We start from the raw sequence: 13,521 nt of genomic DNA on the forward strand, positions 1-13,521 counted from the left end.
CGCTTGCGATAATTGGAAACTTTCGATCGCTCCGGTGGTTGAGCAACATACAGGCAGATCACTTCGCCTCCGGCGGATCATGAAAAAACCCTGCTTTGCAGGGTTCGGATAAAATGCAATCAGGAGTTAACCAGGTCAGATATCCAGTTTAGCATACCTCGCGTTGGATTCAATAAACTCACGCCTCGGAGCCACTTCATCGCCCATCAGCATACTGAACACCCTGTCGGCTTCGGCTGCGCTTTCAATAGTTACCATTTTCAGGGTGCGACGGTCGGGATCCATCGTCGTTTCCCAGAGTTGCTCGGAGTTCATTTCCCCCAGACCTTTGTAGCGCTGGATGTTCACCGCATCTTCTCGCCCCCCGCCCAGCTTCTCAACTAACGCCCGGCGCTGATCTTCGTTATACGCGTAGGCAGACTCCTTACCTTTTTTCACCAGGTAAAGAGGTGGCTGGGCGATATACACATAACCCTGTTCTACTAATTCTTTCATGTAGCGGTACACGAACGTGAGGATCAAGGTGGCAATATGACTTCCATCCACGTCGGCATCGGTCATAATAATGAGTTTGTGATACCGCAGTTTCGCCAGGTTCAGAGCCTTCGGATCATCGGGTGTACCTACGGTCACGCCAAGTGCCGTATATATATTACGGATCTCCTCATTCTCGTAGATCCTATGCTCCATGGCTTTTTCCACGTTCAGGATCTTTCCCCGCAACGGCAAAATAGCCTGGAAGCTTCTGTTCCTCCCTTGTTTAGCAGTTCCCCCTGCTGAATCTCCTTCTACAAGGAAGAGCTCGCATTTTTCAGGGTCCCGGTCACTGCAGTCTGCCAGTTTACCCGGAAGTCCTCCTCCGCTCAATACGGATTTACGCTGTACAAGCTCACGGGCTTTCCTGGCTGCAGCACGCGCCTGGGCGGCAAGGATCACTTTGTTGATGATATTTCTGGCGTCTCTGGGATTTTCTTCCAGGTAGGCTTCAAGCACCCTGGCAACCGTGGTGTCCACCACGCCCATGACCTCCGTATTACCCAATTTGGTTTTTGTCTGACCCTCAAATTGAGGTTCAGGCACTTTGACAGATATAATAGCGCTGAGGCCCTCCCGGAAATCATCGCCTTCAATACTCACCTTGGCTTTATCAAACAAGCCGTTCTTGTCGCCATAGCTCTTGAACACGCGGGTCAGCGCGCGGCGAAAGCCGGCCACATGGGTACCGCCTTCAATGGTATTGATATTATTTACATATGAATAAATATGCTCATTAAAGGAATCATTATAGACCAGTGCCACTTCAACCGCCACATTGGATGCCTCATCATGTCCGTCCACATGCAGTACTGTCGGGATCAGCGGGCTCCTTCCGGCATTCTTATCGAGCATTTTGACAAATTCCATGATGCCTCCCTCACTGTAGAAGACCTTGGCAACCGGGTTCCCGGATTCATCCAGTTCCCGCCTGTCCGTGAGGGTAATGCGAATCCCTTTATTCAGGTAAGCCAGTTCACGAAGGCGACCCTCGAGTATGTCCCGCTTGTATTCGGTAACGATGAAAATGGTGTTATCGGGCCAGAAATGCTGTCTGGTCCCGCGTTTTTCCGTTACACCGATCTCCCTTACCGGGTATTGTGGTACACCAATTCTGTATTCCTGCTCGAAGGTCTTTCCATCGCGCCAAACCGTCGTGTGCATATGCGTACTAAGCGCATTTACACAGCTCACACCTACACCGTGCAAACCGCCGGAAACCTTGTAGGATCCCTTATCAAACTTCCCTCCGGCATGTAATACGGTCATGGCCACCTGCAGGGCACTCACACCCTGTTTTTGGTTGATCCCGGTAGGGATCCCACGCCCGTCATCTTCGACTGCCACAGAATTATCTTCATAAAGGGTAACCTCAATATTCTTACAATATCCAGCAAGGGCTTCATCGATGGAGTTATCCACCACTTCATAAACAAGATGATGCAGTCCCTTCTCGGAAATATCTCCGATATACATAGCCGGTCTTTTTCGAACGGCTTCCAAACCTTCGAGCACCTGGATACTATCCGCACCGTATGCCGGTTTGGCGCCCTCAGTCATTGCTTTAAGTTCTTCACTCATAATATTATAGCCTGGGTCTGATTTTACAGAACCCAATCTGCGAATTTACGAAAAAAAGACGGGATTTCCATGCCTCAAACCGGCGAAATGAGGGCCAAATTAGACAACAAAAAAGCGGGATTTGAACCCGATTCGGATGCAGGTTACCAACGCTGAATTTCAGGAAGCCAAGTCCGGCAATTCGTGCCTGGCCACACTGGTTTTGGGTCAACGCGGACCACAGCAGCACCTCTTATTTTTTACTGATATGAGCCACCAGGTCAGCTTCTGTGGCCACTTTATTGCCGACGTAAACGGTTCCGCGCATTTCGCAGATACCCCTGCGGATCGGGGCAGTCAGTTCCATCTTGAGGATCATGGTATCGCCGGGCCTGACCATCTGTTTAAACTTACAATTATCGATTTTCAGAAAATAGGTATCATATTCACCTTCACCGAGCTGGTTGATCGCCAGAATGCCCCCGCATTGTGCAAGTGCTTCAACTTGAAGAACGCCGGGCATCACAGGATTATTGGGGAAATGCCCCTGAAAAAACCATTCATTAAATGTAACGTTCTTTACACCTACGATCCGCTGGTCACTCAGCTCAATAATTTTGTCAATCAGCAGAAAAGGGAACCTGTGCGGCAATTTTTTTTCGATATAACGGAGGTCATATACCGGAGGAACCTGTGGGTCATAAGTAGGCACATCCCTTAAATGTTTATTTGCTTTAATATGCCGTTTAATTAATCTGGCAAACTCAACATTGGTGCTATGTCCGGGGCGGTTGGCGATCACCTGCCCTTTTACCGGGTAGCCGATCAGGGCCAGGTCACCCACGATATCCAGCAATTTATGCCTCGCAGGCTCATTAGGGAACCTGAGCTCAAGATTATTTACGAAGCCTTCACTGCTAATTTCGATGTCTTTCTTCTTAAATATTTTTTTGAGTCTGCCCAGTTCGGCCGCGTCCACAGGTTTATCCACGACCACGATGGCATTGTTCACATCGCCACCTTTGATGAGGTTGTTATCGAGAAGCATTTCAAGTTCGTGTAAAAAGCAGAACGTACGGCAGGGTGCAATTTTCTCCCTGAAATTCCGCATGGTTTTGAGCTGTGCGTGTTGTGTTCCTAACACCGGCGAGTTAAAATCGATCAGGGTGGTGATCTGATACTCCATCGCGGGCATAATCACCATTTCCACTCTTTTCTTTTCGTTAGTCAGATAAAGGTTCTCATCGATGGTGTACCAAATCTTGGCAGCATCCTGCTCCACAACTCCGGCTTCTTCAATTATATCGATAAAAGGCATCGAACTCCCATCCATGATCGGCACTTCCGGTCCGTTGATCTCTACCAGGCAGTTATCCACGCCCATACCGACCAGCGCCGCCAGCAGATGTTCCACGGTGGCCACCTTAGCCCCTTTGTATTCCAGGGTGGTACCGCGACTGGTATCAGTAACCAGATCACAGTCGGCCTTTATCACCGGCTTATTAGGCATATCAACCCGTTGAAACTGAATACCATATCCCACAGTGGCAGGTCTGAGTGTGATGTCAGCCAGAATTCCGGAATGGAGTCCGGTTCCGCTGATACTTACTGGATCGCCAATGGTATGTTGTTTGTCAGGGTTAAAATTTTTATCCATGTTAAGCTTTTGATAAAAGCAAATATATCAGAAATTTAGTGGAAATTTCAAAGATTCAGGGGTAGCTTTTGCGGTAGCCAGCGTGCCAGTCAGCCTCAATTTCCGCCGTCACCCACTGCTTCTTCGGGGTTCTTTAACTGTTTAAGAGCTGACTCCAACTCAAAAAGCCGCTTTTCGATATTGGGAAGTTTTCGGCTGATCACCTGACTCCGGAGAGCGGCTGTATATTCAAATGCCGGTGAACCGGTAACGGCCTGACCCGGTTCCATGTCTTTTGTCACGCCGCTCTGTGCGTTGATCCTGGCCCCATCGCCAATATGAATATGTCCGATCAATCCGGCCTGCCCGCCAATCATCACACCGTTACCCACTTTCGTACTGCCGCTGATTCCCGCCTGCGCCGCCACTACCGAGCCAGCGCCGATCTCTACGTTATGAGCAATCTGGATCAGGTTGTCCAGTTTCGCTCCTTTACGAATGATGGTAGATCCGATCGTGGCCCGGTCAATCGTAGTGTTGGCCCCGATTTCCACATCATCTTCAACCACTACATTCCCCAGTTGGGGAACTTTGGTGTAGGAACCGTCCAGTTGCGGAGCAAATCCAAAACCATCACTGCCGATTACGGTACCCGCGTGGATGATCACATTGTCCCCGATCACGCAATCCTGGAGCACTTTTACACCAGGATGAAGGATCGTGTTGCTGCCCACTTTCACACGATCGCCCAAATAGACTCCCGGGTGGATTTTCGAGTTGTTGCCAATAGTAACCTGATCCCCCAGGTATGCAAACGCACCAATGAAAATTCCCTCGCCAATCGCCGCGGTGGCAGAAATAAACACCGGCTCCTGGATGCCCGGCTCCTGTTGCTGCCTGAGACCCTGATATTTCTGAAGGAGACTTGCGAACGCGGAGTACGCATCGTTCACCCGGATCAGCGTTGCGCTGACGGGCTGTTTTAGCTCGTATGCCTCATTAATAATAATGATACCCGCTTTTGTAATATACAGGTACTCCTCATATTTTAAATTGGCCAGAAAACTCAATTGATCTGCTCCGGCTTCTTCAATCTTGCCAAAAGATTTTACAGCCGTTTCGGGATTACCCTCCACCCTGCCGTTGATCATTGCAGCAATCTGCGATGCAGTAAAAATCATTCGTGTTGTTTTAATTATTAACGCTCAGAGGGTAAAATATATATATTTTATATAATACTAATACTCTTTTATTCTAAGTGTGCAAAGGTAATATTTTTTAACCCGCATGCTGATCTGCGGGGCGATTAATGCGTTCTCAACTTGTGAAATATCTTTTAAATCACCGTTTTTATAAAGAATATGGATATTGTCATCGGCAGGGTTATACAACGTGTTTACTGCTTCCCCCCAAAATACGAAATAACGGGCTTCAGCCTCCGTCAGGTTCATTCGTTGCGCCATCGCTTTCCTCGTTTCCGTCAGTTCCTTTTCGTCAAAGGGGTTCGACTGAAGCCTGATCCTCATAATTCGTCTTTCCACCAGGTCGCGGCAAAGCCTCGACAGGATTGCATCTTCATGGTCACACCAGTTCTTAACAGTAGTCGCCACATCGTGATCATCCAGTCTGCAAAAATATTCCAGCTCCCGGCTGTCTTTCACCTGAACTATTTCGCGGTGCAGGAAATGGTTGAGTGGCGCGGTTGCTGCCACAACTTCCCGTCCGAGGCTGATCAGTTCCCTTGCCCGCCGGATGATCATGATCAGCATTTTTTCTGAAGCTACCACCGTTTTATGCAAATAGACCTGCCAGTACATCAGGCGGCGGCTGAGCAGGAATTTCTCGATGGAATAGATGGCTTTCTCCTCCACGACCAGGTTTCCATTCTTCACCGCCAGCATTTTCAGGATCCGGTCGTACCCGATGACGCCTTCGGCTACGCCTGTAAAGAAACTGTCGCGGTTCAGGTAATCCATTCGGTCCACATCCAGTTGACCGGAAACCAGTTGGTGAAGAAATTTTTTTGGGTACTGATCGGTGAAAATTTCAATGGCCAGGCTTATCTGCCCGTTGAACTCCACATTGAGTTTCTGCATCAGCAGCAGTGATATTTCCTCATGGGTTGCACCTCTGACTAACTCGTGCTCCAGAGCATGGGAAAAAGGTCCATGTCCAACATCGTGCAGCAGTATCGCCACTTTGGCGCCTAACTCCTCTTCGGGAGTAATAGCCACGCCTTTACTTTTCAGTTCCTGGAGGGCATTACACATCAGGTGATAGGCTCCCAGGGAATGATGAAGCCGGCTGTGAACGGCACCGGGATAAACCAAATGAGCAAAAGCCATCTGGTGGATACTTCGCAGCCGCTGGTAGTAGGGATGAGAAACAATGTCAAGCAGCAGCGGATGATCCAGTGTAATGAAACCGTAGACAGGATCATTGATGATTTTTCGGGTCACCTGCATAGTTACAAAAATACTAAGAGACGTTAGATTTTAGACATTAGATTTTAGACGTTTTTTAATCAGGCTTTTTTACGATCATCATTCGTAATTCGTCATTGAACATTCGTAATTGACTCCCCTCTCCCCAATTCATTATCTTTGTAGCTAAAGCATTGGCGTCAAAATGATGATTAAGTACAACCAGAGCACCCTCGACAGACTGGAAGCTATTCCGGAGCATGCCGGCTATATCCTTCGGTATGAACGGGGTAACTTCCAAAGTGGATACTGTGTGCTGGAAAATAAAAAAGTGGTGGTCCTGAATAAATTCCTGCCGATAGAAGGCCGGATCAACACCCTGATCGAGCTGATACCGCAACTCGCCATCGAATCCGCCCAACTGGACGATGGGCTCAAAAAACTTTATAAGGATATCATGGAGGAAGCCCGCGGGCGTAAAGAAGAAACCATCCCCTTTCCGGAAACATAAACCATTTGAACCATTTTGTCCCAGCCAGCCTTACAAATAACCTTCCTCGGCACCGGAACCAGCAGCGGGGTTCCGATGATAGGTTGCGACTGCGAAGTCTGCGCCTCAACTGACCCCAGGGATAAAAGGCTCAGATCGAGCGTGCTGATCAGGGGAGCTGGTACCACTCTGGTTATCGACAGCGGCCCGGATTTCCGGCAGCAGATGCTGACCGCCAACGTACGTGAGCTGGATGCCGTTCTGCTTACCCATTCCCACAAGGACCATATCGCCGGGCTGGATGATATCAGGGCTTACAACTACTTCCAACAGCGGGACATGCAGGTTTTCGGTAGTAAAGCAACCCTGGACCGCGTAAAAATTGAGTTTGATTATGCGTTTCAGCCTATCAAATATCCCGGCATCCCAGCTATTCAGCTAAATGAGATCAGCGAATCACCGTTCAGAGCCGGCAACCTGGAAGTCCTTCCTATTCCCGTCTGGCACCTGAAAATGCCGGTCCTCGGTTTCCGGGTCGGCATATTTACCTATATCACCGATGCCAACCGGATTGAAGAATCATCGAAAAACAAGATCAGGGGAAGTAAAGTTCTTGTGCTTAACGCACTGCGACACGAACCTCACATCTCACATTTTACCCTGAAGGAAGCGCTCGATATGGCCGACGAGCTCGAAATACCCGAAGTGTATTTTACCCATATCTCACACCAGATGGGTTTCCACAGTCTGGTTGACAGTCATTTACCGCTCGGCAGGCATCTTGCCTGGGATGGCCTGGCCATTCAGGTTTAGAAAGTGATTATCACCAAATAGTGATAAATAATTTTCCCGGCTTACCAATTCCAGATATTCAGGAACACCCAGATCACCGGTACAGCGATCAGCATAGAATCAAATCGGTCCAAAAAGCCCCCGTGGCCGGGAAGGATCCGGCCACTGTCCTTTACACCGGCCATCCGTTTCAGCTTTGACTCTAGCAGATCACCCAACGTACCAAATACAGCCACAATAAGCGCTATGCCCAGCAGTTGCTGCCATTGAAACCAGGGCTTGAAGATCAGCGTCAGCGCCAGCAAACAAAGCAGCATCCCACCGGCAGTTCCTTCCACCGTTTTTTTTGGCGACACCTTTGAAAAAGGCGTCCGGCCAATTGCAGAGCCTACCAGGTAGGCCATCGTATCATTGATCCAGATGGCTGCAATGACAATCACCGGAATATAATAACCGTTGGGGCGGGACAAAAGCGATTCGCCGTTATTGAGAATGCGGATATTCTCAGAAAGCCTCAAATGCAGCAACAAACCCAGGCTCAGCGAAATATATAATAATCCCAGGGCAAGTCCCCCGATTGCTTTCCAACCGACCTGGTACCGTTTAAACACGCCCATCACGAGCAGGACCGCGCCCGCGAGCAGGAATGAAAGCGCAAAATTTTCTCTTACCGGGTAATAACTCAGGAACAGGCCCCCGCTGAATAACAACATGATATGAAAACCAATCAGCGAAAAACCTAATACAATGTAATAGTGAAAATAAGTCTTGTGGATTTTTTCGATCAACTTCCCAAACTCCCACCAACAGCCAAAATGAATAACTGCCAGCAGCAAAAAAAAGCTCCAGTCGTTATAGAGGGTGCCTGCTGCCATTATGGCAACAAATACCAGGGCTGTCCAGGCCCGGGTCCAGAAAGTCGTCCAGTTAAATCCCATTTGTATAGTTTTGGCGGTCGGGCTGCCTGCTCAACAAAAACACCAGGTAGATCAATACCGGCACCAATAAAAATCCCCAATAGCTTCCGGTCCGGTCCTGCATGACATCTTCCATACGCATGCCCTTCATTTTTTGCGCAAACACCAGAGCGATGGCCAGGGCATTGTTCAGAAAATGAGCCAGGATACTCAGCCACAACCTGCCGCTGTAATGATAAATCAGCCCGAGTATGATACCAAGTGCGAACCGCGACAAAAATCCATATGCGGAAAAATGAACCAGGCTGAACACCAGGCTGACCAGAAGTATGCTCATCCACATCCTGCCCGATGCACGGTACAGATAATTTTGAAATCCGCCCCGGAAAAGTGCTTCCTCACAGATCGCCGGAACAAGGGCCAGTACTACTACCGTCAATAGGATCTCGAAGGGATTGCTGAGGTTCATCAAACCCGCCGCCATCTTACCGTAGTCTGCTTCCCAGGCGTCAAACCTGATTTTCCAGGACGCCGGAAACGGCAATTGGTAAGTAAAATAACCCAGCGAACTGCTGAGTCCCCAGGCACTGACCATAATCAATAATACCAGGGTCACCTCGCGGGGCGTTATTTTTCCTCTGAACCCCGTAAGACCGGCGGGATCCTGGCTTATCCGGGAAGCGGTGTAAAGCGTTGGAAGCAAAAATCCAAATACCATCGTCGCCGTCTGCAAAAATTGCATCTGCCGGATGTAGGCCGGGTTCTCCATCAGCGCGCCAACGGAGCTTAAAGGGACGCCAATCCAGACGCTCACGATCCAACTTGCAATCAGACTGCTAAATATCAGGCCTCCAATGGCAAAAGCAATCAACATGAAAATAGCAGTTCTGTATGAGACTCCGTTCCGGTTCATCCGTGATTTTTTTAGTTCACCGCCTTTGACGTTTCATGATTTTACCGTGTGCCTGCCTGTCGGTTTACCCTCCTTCGGCAGGCAGACAGGGAACTTGACATATACATTCCGTTCTATGAGAATATGTTTTCATGTTTCCTTTCACTGGCTTTAAAAAGATGTACGTAACTTTGCGGGTTCAAAAATAGGGGTAAATCTCCCCAAATGGAAATTTATCACGGAGATGAAATGCAGGTTCTCCTGGGTTTTTTGATGAATCCCTCCACTGCCGGATTACCGATCCGGCGCGGCGAATCGACATAAAAAATATAAAAACAGGTTATTTTGATTAAAATTGGACATATAGAATTACCCTCGTTTCCCCTGCTGCTGGCTCCCATGGAGGATGTAAGCGATCCGCCATTTCGGGTCGTTTGTAAGGATAACGGTGCCGATCTGATGTACACGGAATTCATCAGTAGCGAAGGACTGATCCGCGACGCGATCAAAAGCAGGCGGAAACTGGACATATTTGACTACGAACGACCCATCGGCATACAGATCTTTGGGGGTGATGAAGAAAGCCTGGGACTGGCAGCGAAAATCGTGGATACCACGGGTCCCGACCTCCTGGATATCAATTTTGGATGCCCCGTTAAAAAGGTCGCGCTCAAAGGCGCCGGCGCCGGCGTGCTCAGGGATGTAGATCTGATGGTCAGGCTGACTGCCGCAGTTGTCCGCTCTACCTCGTTACCTGTTACCGTAAAAACCAGGCTGGGATGGGATCAGGATACGCTCAATATTGAAGAGGTCGCAGAACGATTGCAGGACGTAGGCATCGCGGCACTCTCCATTCATGGACGTACCCGTACCCAGATGTATAAAGGGCAGGCCGACTGGACACTGATCGGTAAGGTGAAGAACAATCCCAGAATTCACATTCCCATTTTTGGGAACGGCGATATTGATAGCCCGCAAAAAGCGCTGGAGTACAAAAACCGCTATGGCGTCGATGGCATCATGATCGGCCGCGCGGCGATCGGTTACCCCTGGATATTCAGGGAAATCAGGCATTTTATCGAAACCGGAGAGCTGCTTGCTCCCCCAACCGTGGAGGAAAGAGTAGCCTTGGTGCGCAAGCACCTGCAAAAGAGCGTGGAGTGGAAAGGCCCAGTGGTGGGGATCAATGAAATGCGCAGGCATTATGCGAACTACCTGAAAGGCTTACCTCATATCAAAGATTTCCGGAGCAGGCTGGTAACGATCCCGACTGAAGCCGGCGTTAATGAAGTCCTGGATGAAGTGATTGAAAAATATGCTGACTTTGAAATGCAGCCCGTCCCCATTGAACTGGTTAATTATCATGAAAAGTGCCCGGTGAATTGATTGCCTTTACTTTTGAACAAAATTGAATCATGCCGGTCTACCAGGAATACTTTGAGAAATACAGCGCCCGTGAGAAAGAATTAAAGAAGTGGATGAACGGACTGAGTTTCGCGAGGCTCATCATTTTCCTGCTGTTCCTGTATGCTGCTTACCGCTCCACCCAGACCGGCAGCGGGCTAACTATTTCCATCACCATTTTTCTCCTCGCGGTTTTCTTTGTCGCTGTCAGAGCTTACGACCGGCTGCAACAGAAAATGTTATATTATGCTACACTCGCGAAGTTCAATAGCGACGAGATCGGTTTCCTGGCGAGTGGCCTTTTAAAATATCCGAATGGCGGAGAATACCAGGACACCCATCATCCCTGGTCGTACGACCTGGATATTTTTGGAGAGGGCGGTCTCTATGCCACCTTGAACCGCTGCAGCAGCCCCTTTGGCAGAAAAGCGCTTGCGGATGCACTGCTGAACCCTGATATTGTGCATATCCCGGACCGGCAGGCTGCTATCTCCGAACTGGCCGGGAAAATCGAATTCAGGCAGCAACTCTATGCCCACGGAAGCCAGCACCAAAGCCTGGAAGAAGATTTACGAAAACTGATGACCTGGAAAGATGACCGGTCGGGACAGATCAACAAACTCCTTTACTACTTGTTACAGATCTTTCCTCTTGTAACGATAGGCAGCCTGGTCTTTTATTTAATGACTGACCAGGATACCGCGTTCCGCATCTTCTACATAAGCTTTATCCTGAATTTGCTGATCGCTTTTTCTTTCGCAAAAAAAATCACCAGGCAGTTATCCGTCTCCACATCGGTCACAAAAATCCTACATGGATTCCGGGAGCAGTTCAGGTTGATCGAACAGGAGAAATTTCAATCGTCTTTCCTGCGCTCACTACAGGAAAGGCTGAAAGATGGCCAGCAGCCCGCTTCACAAAGTATCCGGCAATTGGCATCACTGATGGAATACCTGGAGAGTATTATCAACCTGCTGGTCAGCATCCTGTTAAACGGACTGTTCCTGTTTCACGTTCACGTCCTTTATCGACTGGGTCGATGGAGACAAAAACACGCCGCCCAAATTGCAGGCTGGATGGACCTGCTAGGTCAATTCGAATCGCTTTCCAGCTTTGCGAACCTGAGTTATAACAATCCGGGATTTTGTTTTCCGGAGATTTCAAAGGAACCCGAATTTCAAGCGTGGGACCTGGGACACGTCCTGATCCGCCCGGAGAAAAGGATCTCAAATGATTACGCGTTCAAACCACAGCGATTCGTCATCCTTACCGGATCAAACATGAGTGGAAAGAGTACCTTTCTCAGAACCCTGGGAATCAACCTGGCTCTGGCCAGAGCGGGTTCTTCCGTGTGCGCATCCCGGATGATCTGCTACCCCTTTGATATTTTTGTGAGCATGCGTATTACCGATTCCCTGCAAGACAGCGAGTCTTTTTTCTACGCGGAACTAAAAAGATTACAAGCCATCATCCAGCATCTTCAGCAGGGACATCAGACCTTCGTCATCCTGGACGAGATCCTCCGTGGTACGAACAGCGATGACAAGCGGGGTGGCACTATCGGGCTGATCCGGAAAATGGCCGGCGAAAACACATTTGGCATCATTGCCACCCACGATACGGTTGTAGCTCAGCTTGCTAATGAATACCCGGATTATATTATCAATAAAGCTTTCGAATCCAGGATCGTCAACGATGAATTATTGTTTGATTACAAGCTGAAGGATGGGGTCTGCACTACGCTCAGCGCTTCGTTCCTCATGAAGAAATTGGGGGTTATTGATCCCTGATTTTTGACGGTATGGTTACAGGGGACATCCGCGTCAATCAAGTCGGCGATACGGCTTTCAGGCCAACGATACTTGCGATCAGCGTGAAAATAAAGAATACCCGCCAGAAGGTTGCCGGCTCCTTAAACAAGATGATACCGGTGATTGCCGTTACCGCCGCACCAATTCCGGTCCAGACGGCATACGCCGTACCAATCGGCAGTTTTTGAGTAGCAACATACAGCAGCACCATACTGATTGTCAGCGTAAGTAAGAAGCCCAAAAACCACAATAAGGATTCCCTGCCGCTGGTTTTATGCGCCATTCCCAGGCAGGCTGCAAAACCAGCTTCAAATAATCCGGCTATTATCAGAATGAACCAGTACATACCGTTGCACTATTTTTGTGTGAAAGTAATCAACCTGTTCCACATGAGCGATGAATATTATATGGAGATGGCTTTGCGGGAGGCACAAAATGCGTTTGATGAGGACGAGGTTCCGGTGGGCGCCGTAGTGGTGCAGCAAGACCGAATCATCGCCAGGGGTTATAATATGACGGAGAAGCTGAAAGATCCCACGGCTCACGCGGAAATGATCGCGCTGACAGCGGCATTTACGAAGATGGGGTCCAAATACCTTCCTGATGCGGTTTTATATGTAACCGTTGAACCCTGCGTGATGTGTGCCGGCGCACTCTATTGGAGCAAACTAAAAAAAGTGGTCTGGGGCGCATCCGACCCCAAGAACGGCTTCAGCCGGGTACAGCCTGCCATCTCTCCCTTCCATCCAAAAACCGAGATCATCAGCGGAATCATGCAGGAAGAATGCGCAGCACTGATGCGGGAATTCTTTGAGAAGAAGAGACGCTAGAAGATAGACACTAGATACTAGATACTAGATACTAGATATTAGATATTAGATACTAGATACTAGATATTAGATATTTATATATATATTAATTGCGAATTGCGATCCGTGACCTGTAGTAGAGGCAAACTAAAAGAGTTCCTAACTACATCGAATGCGACAATTTTAGAAAAAGTTCTCTTACTTACGGATCATTCGTAATTCGTAATTGACCATTCGTAATTCTAAGGTCCTG

The 13,521-nt window shown here is 48.7% G+C and carries 12 protein-coding genes; 5 read left to right on the forward strand and 7 right to left on the reverse strand.

Annotated elements, in window-relative coordinates:
- Positions 1–135: 135 nt before the first annotated feature.
- The 4 genes from gyrB to AC3WS5_RS10995 form a co-directional block, all read right to left on the reverse strand.
- Positions 136–2,115 carry a DNA topoisomerase (ATP-hydrolyzing) subunit B gene (gene gyrB / locus AC3WS5_RS10980; protein WP_492467419.1) on the reverse strand — a complete coding sequence of 660 codons (1,980 nt, stop codon included), beginning with the start codon at positions 2,113–2,115 and terminating at the stop codon, positions 136–138.
- A gap of 232 nt (positions 2,116–2,347) precedes the next feature.
- A complete protein-coding gene (locus AC3WS5_RS10985; protein WP_492467420.1) occupies positions 2,348–3,751 on the reverse strand; it encodes a bifunctional UDP-3-O-[3-hydroxymyristoyl] N-acetylglucosamine deacetylase/3-hydroxyacyl-ACP dehydratase in 1,404 nt (467 codons plus the stop codon).
- Between the two features lie 95 nt (positions 3,752–3,846).
- Positions 3,847–4,911, reverse strand: coding sequence for a UDP-3-O-(3-hydroxymyristoyl)glucosamine N-acyltransferase (lpxD, locus tag AC3WS5_RS10990; protein WP_492467421.1), 1,065 nt, complete (start codon positions 4,909–4,911; stop codon positions 3,847–3,849).
- A gap of 57 nt (positions 4,912–4,968) precedes the next feature.
- Positions 4,969–6,195 carry an HD domain-containing protein gene (locus tag AC3WS5_RS10995; protein WP_492467422.1) on the reverse strand — a complete coding sequence of 409 codons (1,227 nt, stop codon included), beginning with the start codon at positions 6,193–6,195 and terminating at the stop codon, positions 4,969–4,971.
- Positions 6,196–6,358: 163 nt separating this feature from the next.
- Here AC3WS5_RS10995 and AC3WS5_RS11000 point away from each other — a divergent pair, with 163 nt between their 5' ends.
- Both AC3WS5_RS11000 and AC3WS5_RS11005 read left to right on the forward strand, forming a co-directional pair.
- Entirely contained in the window at positions 6,359–6,664 is a 306-nt protein-coding gene (locus tag AC3WS5_RS11000) for a hypothetical protein (RefSeq protein ID WP_492467423.1), read from the forward strand.
- Positions 6,665–6,679: 15 nt separating this feature from the next.
- Complete coding sequence (locus tag AC3WS5_RS11005; RefSeq protein WP_492467424.1) at positions 6,680–7,456, forward strand: MBL fold metallo-hydrolase; 777 nt, start codon at positions 6,680–6,682, stop codon at positions 7,454–7,456.
- A gap of 41 nt (positions 7,457–7,497) precedes the next feature.
- On the opposite strand, the gene AC3WS5_RS11010 is transcribed toward AC3WS5_RS11005, so the two are convergent.
- A complete protein-coding gene (locus AC3WS5_RS11010; protein WP_492467425.1) occupies positions 7,498–8,373 on the reverse strand; it encodes a phosphatidate cytidylyltransferase in 876 nt (291 codons plus the stop codon).
- The gene (locus tag AC3WS5_RS11015; RefSeq protein WP_492467426.1) at positions 8,363–9,265 is read right to left on the reverse strand and encodes a CPBP family glutamic-type intramembrane protease; all 903 of its coding nucleotides are present in this window, start codon (positions 9,263–9,265) and stop codon (positions 8,363–8,365) included. Before AC3WS5_RS11015 ends, AC3WS5_RS11010 begins: the two co-directional genes overlap by 11 nt.
- Before the next feature lie 324 nt (positions 9,266–9,589).
- Here AC3WS5_RS11015 and dusB point away from each other — a divergent pair, with 324 nt between their 5' ends.
- Entirely contained in the window at positions 9,590–10,630 is a 1,041-nt protein-coding gene (gene dusB, locus AC3WS5_RS11020; protein WP_492467427.1) for a tRNA dihydrouridine synthase DusB, read from the forward strand.
- A 29-nt stretch (positions 10,631–10,659) separates the two neighbouring features.
- The gene (locus AC3WS5_RS11025) at positions 10,660–12,438 is read left to right on the forward strand and encodes a MutS-related protein (protein ID WP_492467428.1); all 1,779 of its coding nucleotides are present in this window, start codon (positions 10,660–10,662) and stop codon (positions 12,436–12,438) included.
- Positions 12,439–12,475: 37 nt separating this feature from the next.
- Here AC3WS5_RS11025 and AC3WS5_RS11030 read toward each other — a convergent pair whose 3' ends face one another.
- Positions 12,476–12,805 (reverse strand): DMT family transporter, encoded by a 330-nt coding sequence (locus AC3WS5_RS11030; protein WP_492467429.1) that lies wholly within the window; start codon positions 12,803–12,805, stop codon positions 12,476–12,478.
- Here AC3WS5_RS11030 and AC3WS5_RS11035 point away from each other — a divergent pair.
- Positions 12,792–13,289, forward strand: coding sequence for a nucleoside deaminase (locus AC3WS5_RS11035; protein WP_492467430.1), 498 nt, complete (start codon positions 12,792–12,794; stop codon positions 13,287–13,289). The two genes, AC3WS5_RS11030 and AC3WS5_RS11035, sit on opposite strands and share 14 nt — an antisense overlap.
- The last annotated feature ends 232 nt before the right edge of the window (positions 13,290–13,521 follow it).

This window comes from Niabella sp. CPT15-335-S11, from assembly GCF_058792415.1.

Coding starts and splice junctions, on each gene's coding strand:
- AC3WS5_RS10995 (WP_492467422.1), bottom strand. CDS start 6,195: ATGCAGGTGACCCGAAAAATCATCAATGATCCTGTCTACGGTTTCATT.
- AC3WS5_RS11010 (WP_492467425.1), bottom strand. CDS start 8,373: ATGGGATTTAACTGGACGACTTTCTGGACCCGGGCCTGGACAGCCCTG.
- gyrB (WP_492467419.1), bottom strand. CDS start 2,115: ATGAGTGAAGAACTTAAAGCAATGACTGAGGGCGCCAAACCGGCATAC.
- AC3WS5_RS11025 (WP_492467428.1), top strand. CDS start 10,660: ATGCCGGTCTACCAGGAATACTTTGAGAAATACAGCGCCCGTGAGAAA.
- AC3WS5_RS11035 (WP_492467430.1), top strand. CDS start 12,792: ATGAACCAGTACATACCGTTGCACTATTTTTGTGTGAAAGTAATCAAC.
- AC3WS5_RS10985 (WP_492467420.1), bottom strand. CDS start 3,751: ATGGATAAAAATTTTAACCCTGACAAACAACATACCATTGGCGATCCA.
- lpxD (WP_492467421.1), bottom strand. CDS start 4,911: ATGATTTTTACTGCATCGCAGATTGCTGCAATGATCAACGGCAGGGTG.
- AC3WS5_RS11015 (WP_492467426.1), bottom strand. CDS start 9,265: ATGAACCGGAACGGAGTCTCATACAGAACTGCTATTTTCATGTTGATT.
- AC3WS5_RS11000 (WP_492467423.1), top strand. CDS start 6,359: ATGATGATTAAGTACAACCAGAGCACCCTCGACAGACTGGAAGCTATT.
- AC3WS5_RS11030 (WP_492467429.1), bottom strand. CDS start 12,805: ATGTACTGGTTCATTCTGATAATAGCCGGATTATTTGAAGCTGGTTTT.